At 68.9% G+C, this 21,430-nt stretch carries 19 protein-coding genes and 1 riboswitch; of the genes, 4 read left to right on the forward strand and 15 right to left on the reverse strand.

Features of this window, described 5'->3' with window-relative positions; translation table 11 throughout:
- Nucleotides 1–210: 210 nt before the first annotated feature.
- A complete protein-coding gene (locus OG588_RS19885; RefSeq protein ID WP_365305576.1) occupies nt 211–1,596 on the reverse strand; it encodes an NAD(P)/FAD-dependent oxidoreductase in 1,386 nt (461 codons plus the stop codon).
- A gap of 487 nt (nt 1,597–2,083) precedes the next feature.
- On the opposite strand from OG588_RS19885, the gene OG588_RS19890 reads away from it, so the two are divergent.
- The 3 genes from OG588_RS19890 to OG588_RS19900 all read left to right on the forward strand — a co-directional run bounded on the left by OG588_RS19890 (nt 2,084) and on the right by OG588_RS19900 (nt 4,549).
- The gene (locus OG588_RS19890; RefSeq protein ID WP_405948461.1) at nt 2,084–2,827 is read left to right on the forward strand and encodes a methyltransferase domain-containing protein; all 744 of its coding nucleotides are present in this window, start codon (nt 2,084–2,086) and stop codon (nt 2,825–2,827) included.
- A 116-nt stretch (nt 2,828–2,943) separates the two neighbouring features.
- The gene (locus OG588_RS19895; protein WP_405948462.1) at nt 2,944–3,957 is read left to right on the forward strand and encodes a zinc-binding dehydrogenase; all 1,014 of its coding nucleotides are present in this window, start codon (nt 2,944–2,946) and stop codon (nt 3,955–3,957) included.
- 304 nt (nt 3,958–4,261) lie between these two features.
- The gene (locus OG588_RS19900) at nt 4,262–4,549 is read left to right on the forward strand and encodes a hypothetical protein (RefSeq protein WP_405948463.1); all 288 of its coding nucleotides are present in this window, start codon (nt 4,262–4,264) and stop codon (nt 4,547–4,549) included.
- Nucleotides 4,550–4,597: 48 nt separating this feature from the next.
- Here the strand turns inward: OG588_RS19900 and OG588_RS19905 are convergent, their stop codons facing one another.
- The 3 genes from OG588_RS19905 to OG588_RS19915 form a co-directional block, all read right to left on the reverse strand.
- Nucleotides 4,598–5,401: a protein kinase gene (locus tag OG588_RS19905; RefSeq protein ID WP_405948464.1), complete on the reverse strand. Its 804-nt coding sequence runs from the start codon at nt 5,399–5,401 to the stop codon at nt 4,598–4,600.
- A gap of 7 nt (nt 5,402–5,408) precedes the next feature.
- Entirely contained in the window at nt 5,409–6,287 is an 879-nt protein-coding gene (locus OG588_RS19910) for a radical SAM protein (protein ID WP_405948465.1), read from the reverse strand.
- A 471-nt stretch (nt 6,288–6,758) separates the two neighbouring features.
- Complete coding sequence (locus OG588_RS19915; protein WP_405948466.1) at nt 6,759–6,962, reverse strand: hypothetical protein; 204 nt, start codon at nt 6,960–6,962, stop codon at nt 6,759–6,761.
- 303 nt (nt 6,963–7,265) lie between these two features.
- Between OG588_RS19915 and OG588_RS19920 the strand changes: the two genes are divergently transcribed.
- Nucleotides 7,266–8,633, forward strand: a complete 1,368-nt coding sequence (locus tag OG588_RS19920; RefSeq protein WP_405953167.1) for a hypothetical protein — start codon at nt 7,266–7,268, stop codon at nt 8,631–8,633.
- On the opposite strand, the gene OG588_RS19925 is transcribed toward OG588_RS19920, so the two are convergent.
- The 11 genes from OG588_RS19925 to OG588_RS19975 all read right to left on the reverse strand — a co-directional run bounded on the left by OG588_RS19925 (nt 8,630) and on the right by OG588_RS19975 (nt 21,430).
- Nucleotides 8,630–9,583, reverse strand: a complete 954-nt coding sequence (locus OG588_RS19925; protein ID WP_405948467.1) for an exopolyphosphatase — start codon at nt 9,581–9,583, stop codon at nt 8,630–8,632. The two genes, OG588_RS19920 and OG588_RS19925, sit on opposite strands and share 4 nt — an antisense overlap.
- Nucleotides 9,580–10,242 carry a DUF501 domain-containing protein gene (locus OG588_RS19930; RefSeq protein ID WP_405948468.1) on the reverse strand — a complete coding sequence of 221 codons (663 nt, stop codon included), beginning with the start codon at nt 10,240–10,242 and terminating at the stop codon, nt 9,580–9,582. The genes OG588_RS19925 and OG588_RS19930 overlap by 4 nt, the downstream gene beginning before the upstream one ends.
- A gap of 32 nt (nt 10,243–10,274) precedes the next feature.
- Entirely contained in the window at nt 10,275–10,751 is a 477-nt protein-coding gene (locus OG588_RS19935; protein ID WP_019064035.1) for a septum formation initiator family protein, read from the reverse strand.
- Between the two features lie 147 nt (nt 10,752–10,898).
- On the reverse strand, nt 10,899–12,185 hold the full coding sequence (gene eno / locus OG588_RS19940; RefSeq protein ID WP_366097248.1) for a phosphopyruvate hydratase: 1,287 nt from the start codon (nt 12,183–12,185) through the stop codon (nt 10,899–10,901).
- A 331-nt stretch (nt 12,186–12,516) separates the two neighbouring features.
- On the reverse strand, nt 12,517–13,212 hold the full coding sequence (locus tag OG588_RS19945; protein ID WP_393045084.1) for a transglycosylase family protein: 696 nt from the start codon (nt 13,210–13,212) through the stop codon (nt 12,517–12,519).
- Between the two features lie 9 nt (nt 13,213–13,221).
- A riboswitch (cyclic di-AMP (ydaO/yuaA leader) is annotated at nt 13,222–13,402 on the reverse strand.
- A 193-nt stretch (nt 13,403–13,595) separates the two neighbouring features.
- A complete protein-coding gene (locus OG588_RS19950) occupies nt 13,596–14,594 on the reverse strand; it encodes a transglycosylase family protein (RefSeq protein ID WP_405948469.1) in 999 nt (332 codons plus the stop codon).
- Nucleotides 14,595–14,820: 226 nt separating this feature from the next.
- Entirely contained in the window at nt 14,821–16,170 is a 1,350-nt protein-coding gene (locus OG588_RS19955; protein ID WP_405948470.1) for a cytochrome P450, read from the reverse strand.
- Entirely contained in the window at nt 16,167–18,239 is a 2,073-nt protein-coding gene (locus tag OG588_RS19960; RefSeq protein WP_405948471.1) for a hypothetical protein, read from the reverse strand. Before OG588_RS19960 ends, OG588_RS19955 begins: the two co-directional genes overlap by 4 nt.
- A gap of 389 nt (nt 18,240–18,628) precedes the next feature.
- Nucleotides 18,629–19,636, reverse strand: coding sequence for a nucleoside triphosphate pyrophosphohydrolase (locus OG588_RS19965; protein WP_405948472.1), 1,008 nt, complete (start codon nt 19,634–19,636; stop codon nt 18,629–18,631).
- Between the two features lie 147 nt (nt 19,637–19,783).
- Complete coding sequence (locus OG588_RS19970) at nt 19,784–20,431, reverse strand: SurA N-terminal domain-containing protein (RefSeq protein WP_019065382.1); 648 nt, start codon at nt 20,429–20,431, stop codon at nt 19,784–19,786.
- A 174-nt stretch (nt 20,432–20,605) separates the two neighbouring features.
- Entirely contained in the window at nt 20,606–21,430 is an 825-nt protein-coding gene (locus OG588_RS19975) for a glycoside hydrolase domain-containing protein (protein WP_019065381.1), read from the reverse strand.

Consider the following 21,430-nt stretch of genomic DNA (forward strand, 5'->3'; position numbering starts at 1 on the left):
AAACACCAGCCAGGCCCGCACGCAGTCCTGCTTGAGCGTTACGAGTAGGCAAAATGCATGTAGCGGCCATGAAGGTGACACGTGCAGCACGCCGAAGGGGCCGCCCGCACCACGGATGGCGGACGGCCCCTTCGGGCGTACAGGTACTACGGGTACTACGAGTCCTGGCAGGCACTACGGGTACTACGGGTCAGCGGTGACCGGAGGCGGTCAGGAGGCCTTGGCCTTCTCCTCGGTCTTGGCTGCCGCAGCGGGCGCCGGCGCCGGCTTGGCGGCCTCGTAGAACTCCTCGCGGGGGTTCTCCATGGCGCCGAGCGACACGACCTCGCGCTTGAGGAACATCGCGAGCGTCCAGTCGGCGAAGACGCGGATCTTGCGGTTCCAGGTCGGCATGGCCAGACCGTGGTAGCCGCGGTGCATGTACCAGGCGAGACGGCCCTTGACCTTGATCTTCACCTTGCCCATGACGATCATCGCGACGCCCTTGTGCAGGCCGAGACCGGCGACCGCACCCTTGTTGGCGTGCGAGTACTCCTTCTGCGGGAAGCCCCGCATACCGGAGATCACGTTGTCGCCGAGGACCTTCGCCTGGCGCAGCGCGTGCTGGGCGTTCGGCGGGCACCAGGCGTTCTCGACGCCGGCCTTGCGGGAGGCGATGTCGGGCACCTGGGCGTTGTCGCCGGCGGCCCAGACGTAGTCGGTGCCGGTGACCTGGAGGGTCGGCTGGGCGTCGACGTGACCGCGCGGGCCGAGCGGGAGGCCGAAGCGGGAGAGAACGGGGTTCGGCTTGACGCCGGCCGTCCAGACGATCGTGTTCGAGTCGACCTCAAGACCGTTCTTGAGAACGACATGCCCGTCGACGCAGGAGTCCATCGAGGTCGAGAGGTAGATCTCGATCCCGCGGCTCTCCAGGTGCTCCTTGCCGTAGAGGCCGAGCTTGGGGCCGACCTCCGGGAGGATCTTGTCGGCGGCGTCGACGAGGACGAAGCGCATGTCCTCGCGGGAGACGTTGTTGTAGTACTTGGCCGCGTCCCGGGCCATGTCCTCGACCTCACCGATGGTCTCCGCACCGGCGAAACCGCCGCCGATGAAGACGAAGGTGAGCGCCTTGCGGCGGATCTCCTCGTCGGTGGTGGAGTCGGCCTTGTCGAGCTGCTCGAGGACGTGGTTGCGCAGGCCGATGGACTCCTCGATGCCCTTCATGCCGATGCCCTGCTCGGCGAGGCCGGGGATCGGGAAGGTGCGGGAGACCGCGCCCATCGCGATGACGAGGTAGTCGAAAGGCAGCTCGTACGCCTCGCCCACGAGGGGGGCGATCGTGGCGACCTTGCGGTCCTGGTCGATGGTGGTGACCCGGCCGGTGAGGACCTCCGCCTTCGGCAGCACGCGTCGCAACGGGACGACGACGTGCCGAGGGGAGATGCTGCCGGCGGCGGCTTCGGGGAGGAAGGGCTGGTAGGTCATGTACGACCGGGGGTCGACGACCGTGACGGTCGCCTCGCCGTAGCGCATCTTCTTGAGAATGCGCCGAGCTGCGTACAGGCCTACGTACCCACCGCCTACTACGAGGATCCTGGGACGCTCCGTGGTGCTCATGGCATCGAGTATCCACCTGCCCCAGGGGGGTCGCTCGTGCGCCCCTTCACAAGCTTGCACGGGGGCTGTGTTATCCTCCGCGACTCGCATGATCCAGGTCACTCCACGGGCGGGGAACCACGGGTCGGTTCGCCCCGTTGTCAAGGCCGCGTGAGCTGCCACTCTGCCGCGCCGGACCCCCTGGACCACACCTCCGCGACACCCTCCCGAAACTCCCCCGAATCACTCCCGCACCACCCCGCCGAACACGCTCCCAGCCCTGCCGAGACCCCGGAAGGGCCAACCGGGGCAGTCTCGTCGTCCAACAGGACAGAATTCCTTGTGAAGAACTTCACGAACTTTCTTACGAGCGTGTTCTGAAGGGGGTCGGCGAGCGCCTCTGCTTCCGCTCATACGTTATATGGGCTGCTCAGGAGTTTAGTACCGGCGAGTAATAATTCGGGCTCGCGAGGGTCCGTCAGAGCGCCTTCTCCCCATACTCGGAAGCATGGCCGTCTACGACACGCTCGGCACGACCTATGCCAGAACCCGGCGCCCGGACACCCGCATCGCCGCGCGGATCCACACGGCCCTCGGGGACGCCACGGACGTGATCAACGTGGGCGCGGGCACGGGCTCCTACGAACCGGCGCGGACGGTCCTGGCCGTAGAACCCAGCCGGATCATGCTCGCCCAGCGCCCGCGCGGGGCCGCGCCCGCCGTGTGCGCGGTCGCCGAACGCCTCCCGCTGCGCGACGGCGCCGCGGACGCGGTCATGGCCCTGCTGACCGTCCACCACTGGAGCGACCTCGCGGCCGGCATCGCGGAGCTCCGCCGGGTCGCCCGCCGCCGGGTCCTCGTCCTGACCTGGGACCAGCAGGTCTTCCGCGAGCGGTTCTGGCTCGTGCGCGACTACCTCCCCCAGGCCGCCGCCCACGACGACACCCGCGCCGTAGCGACCGAACGGCTGGCCGCGCTGCTCGGCGGGGCGCGGGTGGAGGCCGTCCCGGTCCCGCACGACTGCACGGACGGATTCGGCGCGGCGTACTGGCGCCGTCCGCACGCCTACCTCGACCCCGAGGTGCGCGCCGGCATCTCGATGCTCGCCCAGACCGGAGAGAACGCCCTGGCTCCCGGCCTGGCGTCACTCGCCGACGACCTCACGACGGGCCGCTGGCACGCCCGGTACGCCGACCTGCTCGCTCGCGACACCGTCGACGTCGGCTACCGGCTTCTGGTGGCGGACTTCTGACCCACGCGTACATCAACTGACCCACGTGTACATCAACTGACCCACATGTGCGCCAACGGCATTGGATCCAGGGCGAGTCGGGAATGAAGCCGCTGCGGCCGCACGTTGGCAGCCCCATGACGTCCTCGCCGACCACCATGCGCGCCGTCCAGCTCTCCGCCCCCGGCCCCGTGGAGAACCTGCGGCTGACCGCGCTCCCGCTGCCGCCCGAGCGGGACGGCTGGGTGCGTATCCGGGTCGAGGCGTTCGGCCTCAACCGCTCGGAGCTGAAGCTGCGGCTGGGTGTGAGCGAGGGCGTCAGCTTCCCCCGGGTGCCGGGCATCGAGGCCACCGGCACGGTCGACGCGGCGCCGGCCGGGAGCGGACTGGCTCCCGGGCAGAAGGTCGTCGCGATGATGGGCGACATGGGGCGGACCTACGACGGCGGGTACGCCGAGTACACGTCGGTGCCGCTGTCTCAAGTCATCCCCGTCGACACCGAGTTGCCCTGGGAAGTGCTGGGCGCCCTACCGGAGATGGTGCAGACCGCCTACGGCTCGCTCACCGTCGGCCTGGACCTGCAGCCCGGCCAGACCGTGCTGATCCGTGGCGGCACGTCGTCGGTGGGCCTGGCGGCAGCGGCGCTGGCGACCTGGCGCGGAGCGACGGTACTGTCCACGACCCGCCGCCCCGACCGCCTGGCTCTGCTGAAGGAGCGGGGCGTCGACCACCCTCTCCTCGACACCGGCGAAGTGGCGCCCGCCGTACGCGAGTTGTACCCGTCCGGCGTCGACGCCGCCCTCGACCTCGTCGGCACCCCGACCCTCCCCGACACCCTGCGCGCGGTACGCGTCCACGGCACGGCCTGCTTCGGCGGCAGCCTCTCCAACCAGTGGACGGTGCGCGACTTCTCCCCGAACGAGTACCTCCCGAGGGGAGTCCGCCTCGCGGGCTACTTCGGCGACGCGTCCGACCTGTCTCCGACGGTGTTCCAGGAGATCGTCGACGCGGTCACCGCCGGTCAACTGGCCTTCCCTGTCGACCGGGTGTACGACGGGCTGGAGCAAGTACCGCGGGCTCACGAGGACATGGAGCATGACCGGGCTACCGGGAAGTTGGTGGTGCGGGTCCGGCATGAGCACTGGCGCTAGCACTGCATGACGAGCCGGGACCGATCGAAGTGCCGGGCCGCCCTGGACGGGGACCGCGTTGCCGCCGAGCTGATGACCGACGCGGTTACACAGGCGCTCGAAAGCCCGGCAGAACGAAGAGAGTTGGGCCGGGGTCTCACACGACCCGGGCCAATGACCGCCACCTTCGCCGTGGCCGTCGCCAAGCGGGGCTTCGCGGACCTGAGGCAGCCTGAGGTCGGGGGCACTCTGCTCCAGCTCCGCACTCAGGTCCGTGCGCGAGTACGGCTTCAACTCCCTTGGTACGTCTGCCGGGAGGGCCCGTATGCCATCCGTGACGAAGAACAAGGTCCCCGTCCGACGCGATGAACGACAGTGGGCCGTGGTCCGGCCACCAGGGCCAAGCGGTGCCGAGCGGCAGTTCCGAGGTTCCGCCGAGGGTGGCAACGTTCTGGTCGGTGGCCCGGTGTGGCGTACGGCGGCGACCGGACCCGACCGGCAGATCGCCGACCACGACCAGCGGCTCGACGCCCTCGAACACGCCCCGATGGCCCCTGCCGTCCCTCGCCGCAACGTGCAGCGGTACGCCATGGCGCGTCTCCCGAGGGCATGAGGAGGCCCCGGTCATCTCCCACGGGGGAGAGACGACCGGGGCCGGCTTTCAGGCTTTCGGTACGCCCCGATGTTCAACCCACGCCTGCGCCGCTACAGCCATTGCCTTGAGCCATGACGCATCGGGCTTCCTCTCCGCGAACGCTCGGTACATACGCAGGTTGGCGGCGGCGAAGGCATCGATAGCCCTCGGGTTGGCGCCCACCCACGCCTTACACCCCGATACCCACTCCTCCGCGGATTCCGGGCTATGCCCTGCTGACACGAGCTGGAGGGCCAACAGGGCGGGGTCGATGAACCCCGCGCCCCGAGTGGGCCACGCCCAGTCCACGGCCCACATTCCCCGTTCACCGACAAGGAGGTTGCTGGGGTTGATGTCTGTATGGAGCAACGCGTCGCCCCGGAACAACTCCGCTTCCGACTCGTCGAGAGCGAACCGATTCCACCGGGTCTCACGCCAGTCCCGAGCTACCTCGGAAAGGCCCAACGCCCCGATGCAGTCAACGAGTTCGACGACCGCCGGCAGATCCGTCGAGTCGGGCGTGAAGTCAGACGATCGGCCGTCAACCGCTTCGAAGCCCAACACGAGCCAGTCGTCGTCTTCCGCATGCCACCGCAACGCGGGAGAGACGGGCCAGACTGCCGAGTTGATCGACCTCTCTCTGATGAGTGAGTCTCGACGACCCCCGGGCCGGTTGCGCACCGCCTTGACGAAGAACGGTCCCGTCTCGGAGTCGACCAAGGCTGTGAGGTCCGAACTGAACCCGCGCGCGGTCCGTTCCATGCTGCTCAGGGCGCCCGTGTGCGGATGGATCAGTGCCCGGATCTCTGACTCCGGAAGGTCGGGGTTCATGTGTCCTTCAGTTCTTCGGAGTGCACTCACTGCCCGGTGTCCCCGGGCTGCACTCGTCGTCGGTGTCGGGCGAGCAGGCTCCGAACTCGCCGGGCACCCACCTGTCCAGAATGGACGCGTTGGCCGAAGCCATGGCGGGGCTGCCGAGGATAGCGGCGAGCGGCGTGTCCTGGACGTTGCCGACGCTTAGCCACCGCGAGAAGACGCACGGGGAGACGTCGCCATCGGGACCGATGGCCGCTCGGTCGGTACCGCACCGCCCGCACAGTCCTTCAGCGTCGGGCGCCTGTCCCTCCGCACCACGGCCGAAGGGGCGGACGTGATCCATACGGATGTCAGTCACGCCCAGGGCCTGAAGCTCTTGCCGCGCCTCGTCGGCGCGTTGCCTCTCGTCGCCGACGATGATTCCGGCGCGCAGCGGGATGCCGAGCTGAACGGCCTTCACGATGTTTGCCCGTGTCCGAGCGTGGCTCGGGCGGCCCGTCATCGCGTTGTGTTTCGCATCCTTGTCGGAGTAGTACGAGGTGGCCAGCGTGACGCCGTCGCGCTGCAACGTCTCCCACCACTCCGGCGTGATGTGCACAAGGTTGCTGTACACCTCGACCCTCAAGTCGAGGGTCAGCGCGTGGCCGACCAGGGCTCGGGCGTCGGGGTGCATGGTCACCTCCCCGCCGGTGAACTGAACACCGGGCACACCGGCGCTGGCGGCCTGGTCGAGAACACTGACCCACTCCTCGCGGGTCATGGTGCCGTGCGTCCCGTCCGGCCCCGAGTCGTTGTGGCAATGGACGCATTGGAGCTGACACTTCCGGGTCAGGTCCAGCCACAGGAACCGGGGAGTGGCCGTCGTCGGCGCGACGGTTGGTGCTTCCGCGATTGTGGTCACGCGTGTACCTCTTTCCCTGAGTGACGTTCATGGACGTGCACCCGCCCCGCCGGGACTTCTCGAAAGTGGGGGACCATCGAATCGGTCTCTTCCGGCGGGACGGGAGTTCAGAGGCCGTCAGTAGCGGCAAGGAGGATGGTCGACACGGAGAGAGCGGCGACCGACAAGACGAAGCAGACCCACCCGTAGGGTCGTACGGCCCGCCAGGGCCGCTTCACCATCGGATCCGTTCCAGAGTGCCGCCCGAGCATTCGGGGCACGGGACCTTGTTCAGATAGGCGCACCTGGGGCAACCCGCGAAGCCGCAGCACCCGAGGCACCAGACTTGGCGCCATCCCGCGCACGTGCCGCACACGTTGGAGATCTCCTCCAACAGGTCGAACAGCGTGATGACGTCACGCGGAGCGAAGGGGCTACGCCCTGCACGGCGCTTCGCCGGTCCTGGTTTCGACTCATCAACAGCCGGGGCGGTCACTGTTCCTCGCCCTCCTCCGCATGTGGATGATTCACCAGCTCTGCATTGCAGCTCTGCACCTTGCTCAGGTCCCCGGCGCCGCGCGCGGTCTCGCGTTGGTCCACCAGGGCGCCGCACACCCCGCATCCCTCGACGCCGACGGGTTCGAGGGCGACTACCAGGACAGCCGGGTTCGCTGAAGTTCTCGTGTGAGCCGTCATGACGTACACAGCTTCCGAAGGCCCTCGTCCACCCGCTCGATCAACGAACGGCTCGGGGGAGCAAAGCGCGGCGGCCACCAGCGCGGAGCGTGCTCCCTGAAGCCGCACCATTCGTCGATGGGTACGGACACGGAGCAGGGGCCGTCGTAGCGAACCGCCTGCCCTTGCATCTTGGATTGCATCGCTTCGCCTCTCACTGACGTTGTCGCTCTACGCAACCAAGTCGTTGCCCACAGCGGTACCGTTGGAAGGTCGGCGGAGCTTGAACGACTTGAACGCTTGAGTTCGCGGGGAGTGATCGACGTGGCAAAAGGCCGGCCGAACGAGAACCTGGCGCTGCTCCTGGACGAAGCAGACTTCAAACACCGGCAGTTCGCGCGGGCCGTGAACCGCATCGGTGCCGAGAGGGGCCTCAACCTCCGGTACGACGAGTCCTCGGTGGCTCACTGGCTCAAGGGGGCCGTGCCGCAGAAGGCCGCCCGGCCGGCCGTTCTCGAAGCTCTCTCTCGGCGCATCGGGCGCCCAATTACCCACGAGGAAGCGGGATTTGGCGTCACACCGATCGTGGCTGGTTTGGACATTGCACCTGAGCACGCGCTGAACACCATTGAGGGTCTGGTTGATACCGGAAGGGCAGACATGGACCCATCGCGTCGAGCAGTCCTCACCACCGCGCTCTACTCGGCAACGCTCGCTGTGCCAGGCTTCGATGAAGCCGACGAGACCCTGGACCGGCTGGAGCACCAGGCCGCAGGCCGAACAGTCCGGATCGGGCCCGGTGACGTAGCCGCAGTCCGCAGCATGACGGACAAGATCGCTGACATCCTTGACGAGTTGGGCGGCGCACACGCGCGCCCGATGGCCGCCGCGTTCATCGTCAACTCGGTGTCCTCCTACCTCCGTGCAGACGGAACAGACGACGTCAAGAACGACATGCGGGCCGCCGCATCCGATCTCGTGTACCTGACGGGATGGATGGCCATGTACGAGAAGGCGCACGGGCTCGGCCAGCGGTACTACCGCCAAGCCCTCGGCCTGGCCAAGGCCGGGGGAGATCAGGTGACGTACTGCCGGACACTCCGCGGCATGGCCCTCCAGGCCGCCAACCTGAAACACGCGACCAAGGCCCTCGAACTGGCAGACTCGGCCGCCGAAGCCGCTCCCTCCGCCGGCCCGCGCCTACAGGCGTTCCTGCGCGGCCAACAGGCGCACGGTGCCGCACTGGTCGGGGACCGGCGGCTCGCCTTCTCTCGACTCAGCGAGACTGAGGCCGCACTCTCGAAAGCGGACAACAGGCGTGACGCGGTGGGCGGTTACGACCGGTCCGCGTACGAGTTCCACGTGTCGAGCGTGCTGTACGCCCTCGGCGACGTTCCCGGATCGATCGACGCCATGAAGGCGTCGAACCGTGCACGCCCCTCGGTGGAGAAGCAAGGAAACGCCCACGCGAACGGCCTGCTTGCACAGCGGCAACTTGAGCTGGGGCACCTCGAAGCAGCGTGCGCGACTTGGGGGGAATTCCTCGACGACTACGCCCAGCTCTCATCCGCCCGAGCTGACGAACACTTCGACATCATGAGGCGACGCATCCGCCCGCACCTCCGCAACCCGAGGGCGCGGGAGCTGAACGAACGGGCACGGGAGCTTGCCCGGCAGAAGGCCGCGGCCTAGCCCTCCGCCGCCTTGAACGCGATCCCGTCCAAAATGTCGTGTTCGCTCACCACGACCTCGCTCGCCCCGACCCGCTCCATGATCGAGAGGAGTACGAGGGCGCCCGCGCCGATGACGTCGACGCGGCCCGGGTGCATGGAGGGGATGGCGGCGCGTTCGGCGTGGGTGGAGGTCAGGAGGGACTCCGTGATCTCGCGGACGCGGTCGTAGGAGACGCGGGAGTGGTGGATGGCGTCCGTGTCGTACTCGGGGAGGTTCTGGGCGATCGCCGAGACCGTGGTGACCGAGCCGGCCAGGCCCACCAGGGTGCGGGCCTCGCGGAGGGGGACTGTTTGTTCCGCCAGGTCGAGGGCTGTCTCGATGTCCGCGCGCATCGCCGTGATCTGGTCCGGGGTGGGCGGGTCGGTGACCTTGCCGTCGCGGACCAGGTGGCGTTCGGTCATGCGGACGCAGCCGATGTTCACGGAGCGGGCGGCGCGGACGGCGTCGTCGCCGACCACGAACTCCGTGGAGCCGCCGCCGATGTCCACGACCAGGTAGGGCTTGGCGAGGGCCAGGTCGTCCCGGCCGGTCAGTTCCGCTGTCGCGCCGGTGAAGGAGAGTTCCGCCTCCTCGTCGCCGGTGATGACCTCCGGTTCGACGCCGAGGATGTCCAGTACGCCGCGGACGAAGTCGTCGCGGTTGGAGGCGTCGCGGGAGGCCGACGTGGCGACGAAGCGGAGGCGTTCGGCGCCGAGTTCCTTGATGATCGCCGCGTAGTCGCGGCAGGCCGCGAAGGTGCGCTCCAGGGCCTCGGGGGCGAGGCGGCCGGTCTTGTCCACGCCCTGGCCGAGCCGGACGATCGTCATCCGCCGGTCCAGGTCCACGAGTTGACCCGTCGCCGGGTTCACGTCGGCCACGAGGAGGCGGATCGAGTTCGTACCGCAGTCGACGGCGGCGACGCGGGTCACTGGTCGTCCGCCTTCGCCTCGACGGGCTCCTCGACGGGCTCCTCGGCGGGCTTCTCTACGGGCTTCTCGACGGGCTTGAACGCGAAGTAGCCCGTGCCGTCCTCGTTCGTCTCCGTCTGCCGGCCCTCGCCGGTCGGGGGCACCCCGGGCACCCTCACGCACGGGCCCTTGGCCCACCACTCCGGCAGCATCGCGAGCGCCTCGTCGCCGAGTGGGTTGACGCCCGGGCCCGCGGCCAGGGAGTGGCCCACCAGGACGTGCAGGCACTTCACGCGGTCCGGCATGCCGCCCGCGCTCGGGAAGCCCTCCAGGACCTCGATGGCGTCGCGGCGCGCGATGTAGTCCTCGTGGGCGGCGCGGTACGCGGCGGCCAGTTCGGGGTCCGTCTGCAGCCGCTCCGTCATCTCCTTCATCACGCCGTTCGCCTCAAGGGTGCCGATCGCCGAAGCCGCGCGCGGGCACGTGAGGTAGTACGTCGTCGGGAAGGGGGTGCCGTCGGGGAGGCGGGGGGCCGTCTCCACCACGTCCGGCCGGCCGCACGGGCAGCGGTGCGCGATCGCGCGCAGGCCGCGCGGCGGACGCCCGAGCTGCTGTTTGAAGGCCTCGACGTCCGCGACGGTGGGCTCGGTGCGGGGAGTGGGCGGCGGGGGCGTTTCCATGCCGGTACGAAGATCTCTCTGTCAGTTCGGTGTCACTGGTCGGAGGCGTCGGACTTGTCCACGCCGTCCCAGACGTTCGAGTACCACGGGCGGTCGGCCGCCCCCAGTTCCGCGCGCGACTGCTTCGCCGCGTCCGGGTCGATCACGATGTAGCCGGTCTCCCCCGGCATCACATAGTGCAGCCGCTGCCGGATCTGCTGTTCCGCGTACGAGTCGTCCTGCCAGCGTGCCTTGAGGTCGCGGAGCTGCTCGACGCGCTGCCGCGCCTGCTCCTGCTGCCGTTGGAGATCGGAGATCTCGGCGCGCTGCGAGACGTACTGCCTTATCGGGTACGCCAGCGCCACGATCAGCGAGCACAGCACCAGGGCGAGGAGGGCCGCCCGGCCGGTGAGCCGGGAGCGGCGGGCCTGCCGCTTGGTCTGGGAGCGGTAGACACGGGCCGCCGTCTGCTCGCCGAGCAGCTTGAGCCTGGTCGCGGTGGAGAACCGGTCCCGGTCCTTCACGGCCATGTCCCGCCTCCCCTTCACACGTGCGTACGTCCCCGCACACGGTACGGGACCGGGTGCGGGGACGTACGTACGACTGGCTAAGGCTTAGCCCGGTATGGGTCAGCCCTTGCTGTGCCCATGGTCCGCAGAGCGGACGAGGGGGAAGGCTCAGCCCTTGAAACGCGGGAAAGCGGAGCGGCCCGCGTACTCCGCCGCGTCGTCGAGGATCTCCTCGATGCGGAGCAGCTGGTTGTACTTGGCGACGCGGTCCGAGCGGGCCGGGGCGCCGGTCTTGATCTGGCCGCAGTTCACCGCGACGGCGAGGTCGGCGATGGTGGTGTCCTCGGTCTCGCCGGAGCGGTGGGACATCATGCACTTGAAGCCGTTGCGCTGGGCCATCTCGACGGCGTCCAGGGTCTCGGTCAGCGAGCCGATCTGGTTCACCTTGACGAGCAGGGCGTTGGCCGAGCCCTCCTCGATGCCGCGGGCGAGGCGCTCCGGGTTGGTGACGAAGAGGTCGTCGCCGACGATCTGGACCTTGTCGCCGATGCGGTCGGTGATGACCTTCCAGCCGGCCCAGTCGTCCTCGTACAGCGGGTCCTCGATGGAGACGAGCGGGTACGCGGAGACGAGCTCCTCGTAGTACTCGGTCATCTCGGCGGCCGAGCGGGACTTGCCCTCGAACTCGTACTTGCCGTCCTTGTAGAACTCGGACGCGGCGACGTCGAGCGCGAGCCCGATCTGCTCGCCGGGGATGTAACCGGCCTGCTTGATGGCCTCGATGATGAGGTCGAGGGCGGCGCGGTTGGACTCCAGGTTCGGGGCGAAGCCGCCCTCGTCGCCGAGGCCGGTGGACAGGCCCTTGGTCTTCAGCACCTTCTTGAGGGTGTGGTAGACCTCGGCGCCCCAGCGCAGCGCCTCGGAGAAGGACTCCGCGCCGATCGGGGCGATCATGAACTCCTGGATGTCCACGTTCGAGTCGGCGTGCGAGCCGCCGTTCAGGATGTTCATCATCGGGACGGGCAGCAGGTGCGCGTTCGGACCGCCCAGGTAGCGGAAGAGCGGGAGGTCGCTGGCCTCGGCGGCGGCGTGGGCGACGGCGAGGGAGACGCCGAGGATGGCGTTGGCGCCGAGCGCGCCCTTGTTGTCGGTGGCGTCCAGGTCGAACATCGCCTGGTCGATCAGGCGCTGCTCGGTGGCGTCGTAGCCGACCAGCTCCGGGCCGATCTGGTCCATGACGGCGAGGACGGCCTTCTCTACGCCCTTGCCGCCGTAGCGGTTGGGGTCACCGTCGCGCAGCTCGATGGCCTCGAAGGCACCCGTGGAGGCGCCGGACGGAACGGCGGCACGACCCGAGCTGCCGTCGTCGAGGCCGACCTCGACCTCGACCGTGGGGTTGCCTCGGGAGTCCAGGATTTCCCGGGCTACGACGACGTCGATGGACGGCACGAGCATCTCCTTCTTGGGATCTGACGCGACTGCGGCAACACCGCAGCGGCTCTGCGAGACGAGCCTAACCGGCTCAGGCCGATTGGCCATCCGGTCGGCCGCCTGATGGACAGAACCGAGAGTAAATTGTTTCCGAACGGAACAAAGAGTCCCGGGGAAGAACACGGAGACACAAAAAGCCCCGCCCCGGTGCGTACGGGGGAACACGCACCGGAGCGGGGAGCCCGTGGGGGACGGGGGTGACCCTCACGAGGTCTCCATGATGGACACCACGGATGTGAGGGCGCTGTGGTTCAGCTACGAGCCCGATATGTCACTCGGGATCGGTTTCGCGACGTCACTTCAGGTGGAGCTGCTGGCCCGGGAAGATGAAGTCGGCGTCGTCGATGATGTCCTTGTTCAGCTTGAACAGCTGCTGCCAGCCGCCCTTCACCTTGTGCTTCTCGGCGATGGAGCTGAGGGTGTCGCCCTTGACGACCTTGTACTCGCCGTCGCCCTTCTTGACCTTCTTGCCGGTCGGGGTGGAGACGGTCTTCTTGGCGGCCGGGCGCTCGGCGGAGCGGGAGGCGGTGGTGTCGCCCGTGGAACGCTCGGTGGTGCTCTTGGAGGAGCTGGAGCTGTTCGAGCCGCTCGACGAGCTGGAGCTGCCGCCGGAGTAGGAGGCGCCGGAGAGGCCGGTGCCGCAGGTGGGCCAGGCACCCTTGCCCTGGGCGGCGAGAACCTTCTCGGCGACGGCTATCTGCTGGGACTTGGAGGCCTGGTTCGCGGTGGAGGCGTAGGCGGTGCCGCCGTACGCGGCCCACGTCGAGGCGGAGAACTGCAGGCCGCCGTAGTAGCCGTTACCGGTGTTGATGGACCAGTTGCCGCCGGACTCGCAGCTGGCGACCGTGTCCCACTCGGAGGCGGTGGCGGCGGAGGCGCTGCCAGTGGCCATCAGCGGAGCGGCGATCGCGACACCGGTTACACCGGCGAGCGTGGCGACGCGGGTGGCCTTGGACGGACGGCGGTGCTTGCCCTTGCTGGAAAACAGCATGGAAAATCCCAATCCCCTCACCGACGCCTACGAGGTGAGCTGTCGGGTTCGGGCCGTGTGAGTTGCCCGGCCGTGCTCGTACGTCTCGTACGAGCACGACTTAACCCCAAGCCGGTTCCGGTCGTCTCTCAACTCCCGGGCCCGGCGCTTACCTTGGGTCCCCCGCTCCTGCCTACGGCGCTTGACGCGACGACTGTTCCCGGAGGCCGCTGGCAGGACTCGGCGTGTGCGGCAACCGGGGCTCGTGGTGACGAGCGGCCTTGACCGTAGACACGGAATCCACGGAATTCCAAAGACGATCAGGGCTTCTGAGACTCATCCCACACTTTGATCAAACCGGACATTCGACGCGAAGCGTGACGCGAACTCCCGCCGCTGGCTTGCTACTTTTCGTCCGCTTCCGTACCGACGTCCAAGGTCTGACCGGCGGCGATCTGGGTCGGATCGGCGCCTATCACCTTTTTGTTCTCGGCGTAGAGCGCGCGCCATCCGCCGTCGTAGCCAAGGGAGTCGGCGATGGACGCGAGGGAGTCGCCGGCGCGGACGGTGTAGGTCTGCGGCGACACGCTCTCCTCGGCACTGGCGCCGCGGTGCTTGCCGGCACTCTGCTGAGTGCTCTGCTGCTCACCCTGCTGATCGCCGGAATCGCTGAGCGCACCCGTGTCGACGAGGCTCCACTTGCCCACCGCCTGGGCCGAGTTGTCCGATTCGTCGAGTTTCGGGGAGGCGGCGACCGAGTCGTCGCTCGCGGAAGGAGTGGTGGACTTGTCGGACTTGGAAGAGTTGTCCGACGCGGAGGGCGAGGGACTGCTCGACGAGTCGCCGTCGGAGGAGTCGGACGAATTCGAGTCCGTGGTACCAGAGTTGGACAACCCGGAAGAAGCGGACGATCCAGACGAGTCGGAAGAGCCCGAGGAGTCGGAGCCGGAGCCGGAGTCGGAAGAGTCCGTCGGGGTGCCCGAGGGTGAGTCGCTCGCGACGCCCGTGTCGACGTTCGTCGAACCCGAGGTCGTGGTGAGGCCGGAGACCAGCGCGCAGGTCAGCCAAGGGGAGGTGCCCTTGTCGTCGAGGATCTTCTCGGCGACGGCTATCTGCTGGGAGCGGCTGGCCAGGTCGGCGGTCGGGGCGTAGTCGAGGCCGCCGTACTTGTCCCACTCGTCCTCGGACAGCTGCAGGCCGCCGTACTGGCCGTTGCCGCTGTTCTCGCTCCAGGAGCCACCGCTCTCGCAGTTGGCCACCTTGTCCCAGGTGGTGCCGTCGGCGGCGTTCGCGGCGGCGGCGCCGAGGAGGGGGATGGCGATGGCGGAGCCGGTCACGCCGGCCGCGACGAGGATTGCCGGAGCCTGACGGGGGCGACGGTGACGACCGTTCCCGGAGAGCATGCGGAGGCCTTTCGCGTGACAGCGGGGGAGCGCGCGGCGGAAGGGGGTGGGGGGTGGTGCGGGTCGCCGCGCTGGTAGGTGAACGTATCCACAGTCGATCACTTGTCACAAGTTAATGCCACGGAGATCACGTGAAGATCACAGAGTTGAGGAACTGTCACTTTCAGGTTTAGGGGGTCGGATTGCCTGTTCGGCGGCCGTGCGTCTACGGGGTCTGACCGCCCGTTCAGCGTCGCTCCGGGGTGAACTCCACGGGCAGGGTGCGCAGTCCGCGCATGATGAGGCCACCGCGCCAGCGCAAGTCGGCCGGATCTCCGGCAAGTTGCAGGTCGGGCAGGCGGGTGAGGAGCGTGGCGAGCGCGGTCTGGCCCTCCAGGCGGGCGAGCGGGGCGCCGAGGCAGTAGTGGATGCCGTGGCCGTAGCCGAGGTGTTGATTGTCACGCCGCCCGAGATCGAGGACGTCGGGATCGGCGAACCGTTCCGGATCGCGGTCCGCTGCGGCCAGTACGACCAGCACGGGGTCGCCGGCTGCGATGTCCTGCCCGCCGAGGGTGAGGGGGCGGGTGGCGAAGCGCCAGGTGGCGAGCTCCACCGGGCCGTCGTAGCGCAGGAGTTCCTCTACGCCGGTTTCGAGGAGGTCGCGCTCCCCCGCGGCCAGGGACTTCTCCAGGCGGGCGCGCTGCTCGGGGTGGGTGAGGAGGGCGTAGGTCCCGTTGCCGATGAGATTGACGGTCGTCTCGAACCCGGCGAACAGCAGGATGAAGGCCATCGCCGCGGCCTCGTTCTCGGTGAGGTGCTCGCCGTGGTCGGAGGCGCGGATGAGGCCGGAGAGGAGGTCTTCGCCGGGGGGAGGGGTGGGGGTGCCGGAGGGGTTCCTGCCGGGGGTGCCGGGGAGGTTCCCGTCGGGGTGCGGGGTGGGGGTGTCGGAGAGGGCCTCGCGCTTGCGGTGGATGAGGTCGGCGAGATAGCTCCGCATCTTCTTGACGGACCGGGCGACTCCGCCGCGCGGCCCGCCCCCGTGACGGATCATCATGCCCGCCCAGTCCCGGAAGTCGTCCTGGTCCTCGCGGGGGACGCCGAGGAGGTCGCAGATGGCGTAGATGGGGAGCGGGAAGGCGAAGTCGTGGATGAGGTCGGCGGAGCCGTCGTCGGCGAACCGGTCGATGAGGTCGTTCGTCAACTCCTGCACGCGCGGGGCGAATTCAGCCACTCGGCGCGGGGTGAACGCCTTGCTGACCAGTCGTCGGAGGCGGGTGTGGTCCGGCGGGTCGATGTTCAGCAGATGCGTCATCAACTCGGCCTTGCGCTCACCCGGGATCCCGGTCTTGCCCTTGGCGTGCGCCGGTTCATCGTGATGCGCGGGGTTCTTGGAGAGGCGGGGGTCGGCGAGGGCGTGCTTGGCATCGACGTAACGGGTGACCAGCCAGGCCTCAACTCCGCTGGGGAGGCGGGTCTTGTGCACGGGGGCGTGTTCGCGGAGCCAGGCGTAGGTGGGGTAGGGGTTGGTGGCGAACTCCCAGGTGAAGAGGTCGGGGGTCGGGCCGGAGGAGGGGTGGGGGTGCGGCTGGTCTGTCACTCCTTGACGGTATCCGGGGTGGGGGTGCGCTTGGCGAGGGCTTTCAGGGCGGCGGGGTGTCCCATGTCGGCGGCTTTGCGGTACCAGGGCGTTGCTTCGGCGGGCTTGCCCTGCGCTTCGAGGAGGGTGGCCAGGCGGTAGGCGCCGTAGGAGTCGCCGGACTCGTAGGCCTTCTCGTACTGGGCACGGGCTTCGTCGGGGTGGCCTTGCTTCTCCAGTACGGCGCCGTAGTGGGCTACGTCGAGCAGCCCGTCGGCGTAGTCCGCGAAGAACCTCACGGCGTCCGCCAATGAATCCGGCTCCACCTCCAAGAGTCCTTGCAGGTAACCCGCCCGCTCACTGCCGTCGGCCACCGCGCGCCCCAGCCATACCTCGGCTATCTCACGCTCGTTGCCCAGGAGATGCCACATGCCCAGGCTCAGGGCAGCCTCGGTGTATCCAGTGCGCGCCACCTCTCCGTAGTACTGATGGCCCGCAGCTGCGACGTCCCCCTTTCCGAGCAGCACATCGCCCAAGCAGTGCGCTGCCTCCGGGTTCCCTTCCGCGACCCCGACCCTCAGCAACCGTTCTGCTCGCTCCAACAAGAGTCTGCCGAGTAGCGTCGCCGCGTCACCGTCACCGCCCTCGGCAGCCAACTCCAGGAAGGGTTCCGCCTCCCGGCTCTCGCCGCGCTCCACCAGCCGCCGCCCAAGATGCCCAGCGGACTCGACCCACCCCGTCTCCGACGCCCGCCGGAACCACGACTCGGCCTTCTCCCCCTCCCCGAGGCTCTCTTCGAGCAGGCCGAGGGCGTGCATGGCCGACGCGTCCCTCGCCTCGGCCTCGCGCAGATACTCCGTCCGTGCCCCAGTGACGACGTTCTCGACGTCGTACACCGCCGGGTTCGCCCGCGCCGCATCCAGCGCGTGACCCCACACCCACCCAGCAACGGTCGGGAACCCCTCGTCCTGTTCCGCCGTGTGCACGAAGTACGGCAGCACGTCCCCGAACCGTCCCTGCTCCCCTTCACTGCAACTCAGCATGCGCAGCACCCCGTACCGCTTCCGCCCAGCCCACTCCCAGGCATCCTGCAGGGACTCCCGTTCCAGCCCCGCGATGCCGTACCCCTCGTGCACCGTCACCAACAGGTCCTGTGGCAAAGGCCCCTTCAGTCCGCACCGGGCCAGATCCACCGCCGCCCGCACCAGCGCGTGGGCGCGGGGGTGCCGCTCGCGGTTCGGGGCGAGTTGCCAGTCGTTCCAGAGGCGGGGGCCGATGGCGAGGTAGGTGGCGACTCCCACCGTGCCGCTCTCGCAGGCGGCCTCGATGAGCCGGGGATCACCGGCCTCCTCAGCACGCTTCCGTTCGGCGGGTCCCCAGGCGCGAGGAAGTTCGACGAGCTGCGCCAGGCCCAGCAGCCGGCCCTGCGCGGACGTCCTCCGGGCGTACTTGGCGTAGGCCTCCTCCCGCATCGTCGCCAGTACGACCGCTTCGAGCTCGGTCAACTGGCCCAGCAGTCGCGGCTCCAGACCACCGCTCCCGAGATGCACGTCGAGGTCGTCCAGCCAGACGACACACCGCTCCGTCCGGCCCTTCAGCTGCGCGGGCAGCTTCCGCAGGTCTTCGTGCTGGGCGGGCGCGAACACCCGGTGGTCGGGGAGCACTTGAGCCATCGCGGCCAGGGCGGTACGGGACTTACCCGAGTACGCCTGTCCGAGGACGATCACCAACCCGCCCTCCGAACGCGCCTGCTCCAACGCCCAGTTGGCCATCCTGTCCTGGTCCCTGCCCACGTACGGCGGCAGCGCGGGCAGCCCCTTCACCCGGCGGGTCGGCCGGACCCCGTGTGTGCGCGGCTCGACGTCCTTCGCCAACGGCCAGTCGAGCGGGCCTGGTTGGGCGTCACCCGGGGGTGGGTTGCCGTACGTGTTACTCACGTGCTGGACGCCGACGACCTGTCCGTTGAAGGTGCCGCTGCGGAAGTCGATGAGGTCTCCGCCGGTGGGCTCCGGAAGCAGGGGCAGGCTCGTCAGCCGTCCGATGTCGACAAGGGCTCCGTCGCTGGGCGCCAGCAGCACGGTCGGGAGCAACCGATCGATGAGGGACCGGAGTTCACTGGCCGCCGCAATGTCGGACGGCCTGCCGATTCCCTCGCGCAGCTGGCGACGCCACAGTGCCGTCAGCTCCTCACTGGGGGACCGTCTCCTCCCCCATTTGACAGCGCCGATGGCCTCCGCATACGCATCTAGTCCCCGCCGCCCAAACCAGGCTGCGAAGTGGCCCTGGACCGCCGCCCAGTCAGACGAGCCCAATCCCATCGCCAACACATCGGCCGCCTCATCCGCCAGCCGATCCAACTCCCCGTCGTCCACGCACTCCCCCACACCCGAACCCGTCCCTGCCCCAACGGTCTCAACGGTACTGAGCCCACGCCCCCAGATCCGCCCCTCGGAGCGACCTCACCCGCTCTACTTCACCTTCACCGTCCGGCCGCGCTCCCCGACTCGACCTCCCTGATCGCATCCCGATAAGCCCGCCCCACCGCCCGCAACGCAGCCTCCGGATCCACCCCGGCCGCCTCAGCCCGCACAGCCAGCGCCAGCAACTCGTACCCGATGCCGCCCTCCCCCTTCGGCAACGTCACCTCAAGTCCCGCCGTCCGCACGCGCGATGCCAGTTTCGCCGCGAGGGCGAGGCCGGGCTGGCCCATGGGGATGCCCTCGGTGATAGAAGTGCGCTGCTTCTCCTCGGCCTTCGTGCGGAGCCAATGCGCCTTCACCTCCTCGGGAGTTGACGCCGTTTCGTCGCCGAAGACGTGCGGGTGGCGGTGGATCAGCTTGGTGATGATGCCGGCGGCCACGTCGTCGATGGAGAAGGGGGTCTCGGGATCCTCCTCGGCGATGCGGGCGTGGAAGACGACCTGGAGGAGGACATCGCCCAACTCCTCGCGCAGTTCGTCGCGGTCGCCCTCCTCGATCGCCTCGACGAGTTCGTACGCCTCCTCGATGCCGTACTTCGCCAGACCCTTGTGGGTCTGCTGGGAGGACCACGGGCACTCGGCGCGGATGCGGTCCATGACCTGGACGAGGTCGAGGAGGCGAGCGCCCGGGAGGTCGTAGGAGGCGGGGAGGAGTTCCAGGTCCGGCATCTGGACTCGGCCCGAGCCTGCCAGGCGGGCCAGGCCGTCGGTCAGGGCCGGTTCGCCCTCTCCCGTGGCCACGATCACCACCGTGGAGCCGTCCGCGCAGGCCGCGACCAGTTCCTCGGCGGTCGGGGACGCCTCGTCGACCGCTATGCCGGCCTCGCTCAGATACGGCAGCTGCGGATGCGTACCGTCCGCGCACAGCACACGGTCGGCGTCACGCAGCGCCTGCCAGGCCGGCCAGGACAGCAGGCCGGGGGCGACGCGGTGGCTGGTGGTGAGCAGGACGATGCGGCCGGGGGTGGGGGCGAGGCCGCCCTCGGGGGCGGGGCTGGTTGCGTTCACCCACCGAACGTAACCCACGCCGCCGACAGCCCCGGAGTTATCCACAGGCCGCAGAACTGGACCTAGCCCTAGACCTTCCGCGCTCCGGCCTGCCGCGCCCGCCGTACCGTTACGCCGGCACGCCGGTCACGTACGCCAGCCCGCCGCTCACGCCGACTGCTGAGTCCCCGCCGCCGTGACCTCCCGCACCCAGGGCGTCTTCGCGTCCACCCTGCTGCTCTTGGTCACATCCCACGTGCCGTAGCGCGGGTTGAGGTCGACGTGGAGTTCCTTGGAGGCGTTGGAGAGGGCCTTCCAGAAGGCGGGCTGGGTGGTGTCGGTGCCGAGTTTCGCGGCGAGTTTGCGGCCCTCCACCTGGAGGCGGAGGTTCTCGTCGAGGCGCTTCGGGGGGACGCCGTACTGGGCCAGCCAGGTCGCCTCCAGGGCCTTGGCGCCGCCCGCCTGCTGGGCGAGGCCGGCCCGCATGTCCTGGATGTCCTTGCGGGTGACGGTGACTCCGGCGTCCTGCGCCGCGCGGTGGACGACCTGGTCGAACACCATGCCGTAGAGCGTCTCGCGGGTGAGGCCGCCGGTGGTGGCGATGGCCCGCTCGTACTGTGCCTGGTTCTGCACGGCCGACCGCTGGGCCGTGCGTACCTCGTTGACCCTGCTCTGCAGCTGCGCGACGGTGATGCGCTGGCCGCCCACGACGGCCGCGGCGCCCGGATGCGCCTCGTTTCCGCAGGCGGTCAGGGCGGGGGCCGCGGCGGCGATCACGGCGGTGAGGACGAGCGCGGTGCGACGGCGGCGGTGCAAGGAAGCCTCCCGAGGAGATTGTGCGACGGTGCACAAAGTCTTGCGGTGATCGATGTTAGGCAGTGGGTCGCCTGGGGCCAACCCATTCGACCAACGATTCACCAGGACTTCGGGCACCGGCACGCACGCGTGTGCTCCATGGGCTCCCCGTAGTCAGCCGCTACGGCCCCGCGCTCAGCCGGTGATGGCCACCGGCGCGTCCCACGCGTCGCGGTCCACGGTGATCGTGTAACCGCCGCGCGTCTCCTTGCTGTTCACCATGTACTGGTGCGCGCGGCTGTGGTTGGTGAACTGGGTGGAGCCCCAGGGCCAGTCCGACGTCGTGGTGTTCGTCTTGTCCCACAGCGCGTACCAGAGGTTGCCCGGCAGGTCCGTCTTGCTGGTCGCGGTCGCAATCGCCTTGGCGCTGGAGCTGCTGAAGCCGTAGAGGCCGCTGCGGTAGATCTTGGCGTGCAGTTCCTTGTCGAAGGCGCGGACGTACGTCAGCACGGCGTTGTTGCAGGACGTGTTCGTCGTGTCGTACGACTCCATGTCCAGGTAGACCGGGCTGCCGGCCTTGAAGCCGAGCGCGGCGGACTTGGCGACCGCGTCGTCCGCCTCGGACTTGCCGACCGCCGCGGCGGTGGAGGCGCTGATCTTCACCGAGCCGCCGGAGCCGCAGGACGGCTGCGAGCCGACGTAGAGCGGGATGAACTTCCAGCCGACCGTGGTGAGGGACTTGACCCAGGACGCGGTGAGGTTGGGCTGGCTGCAGCCGCGGTTCTTGCCGCCGATGTAGACGGCGGCGGCGCCGTAGAGGCCGCCGTGCCAGGCCTTCATCGCGGCGAGGGAGGGCGCGGCGCAGGTGTCGAACGCGCGGCCGGTGTAGGTCTTCTGGGCGGGCCAGGTGGTGGCGGCCATCGAGTTCGTCGCGGCGATACCACCGCCGGCGACGACGGCGACGCCCGCGACGCCCCAGGTGATGTATCTGCGCTTCTTCGACTGGCGATGCTCGGACAT

This window comes from Streptomyces prunicolor, assembly GCF_045162825.1.
GTDB classification, from domain to species: Bacteria; Actinomycetota; Actinomycetes; order Streptomycetales; family Streptomycetaceae; genus Streptomyces; species Streptomyces prunicolor.

Coding starts and splice junctions, on each gene's coding strand:
- OG588_RS19885 (WP_365305576.1), bottom strand. CDS start 1,596: ATGAGCACCACGGAGCGTCCCAGGATCCTCGTAGTAGGCGGTGGGTAC.
- OG588_RS19890 (WP_405948461.1), top strand. CDS start 2,084: ATGGCCGTCTACGACACGCTCGGCACGACCTATGCCAGAACCCGGCGC.
- OG588_RS19895 (WP_405948462.1), top strand. CDS start 2,944: ATGACGTCCTCGCCGACCACCATGCGCGCCGTCCAGCTCTCCGCCCCC.
- OG588_RS19900 (WP_405948463.1), top strand. CDS start 4,262: ATGCCATCCGTGACGAAGAACAAGGTCCCCGTCCGACGCGATGAACGA.
- OG588_RS19905 (WP_405948464.1), bottom strand. CDS start 5,401: ATGAACCCCGACCTTCCGGAGTCAGAGATCCGGGCACTGATCCATCCG.
- OG588_RS19915 (WP_405948466.1), bottom strand. CDS start 6,962: ATGACGGCTCACACGAGAACTTCAGCGAACCCGGCTGTCCTGGTAGTC.
- OG588_RS19930 (WP_405948468.1), bottom strand. CDS start 10,242: ATGGAAACGCCCCCGCCGCCCACTCCCCGCACCGAGCCCACCGTCGCG.
- OG588_RS19935 (WP_019064035.1), bottom strand. CDS start 10,751: ATGGCCGTGAAGGACCGGGACCGGTTCTCCACCGCGACCAGGCTCAAG.
- eno (WP_366097248.1), bottom strand. CDS start 12,185: ATGCTCGTGCCGTCCATCGACGTCGTCGTAGCCCGGGAAATCCTGGAC.
- OG588_RS19945 (WP_393045084.1), bottom strand. CDS start 13,212: ATGCTGTTTTCCAGCAAGGGCAAGCACCGCCGTCCGTCCAAGGCCACC.
- OG588_RS19950 (WP_405948469.1), bottom strand. CDS start 14,594: ATGCTCTCCGGGAACGGTCGTCACCGTCGCCCCCGTCAGGCTCCGGCA.
- OG588_RS19975 (WP_019065381.1), bottom strand. CDS start 21,430: ATGTCCGAGCATCGCCAGTCGAAGAAGCGCAGATACATCACCTGGGGC.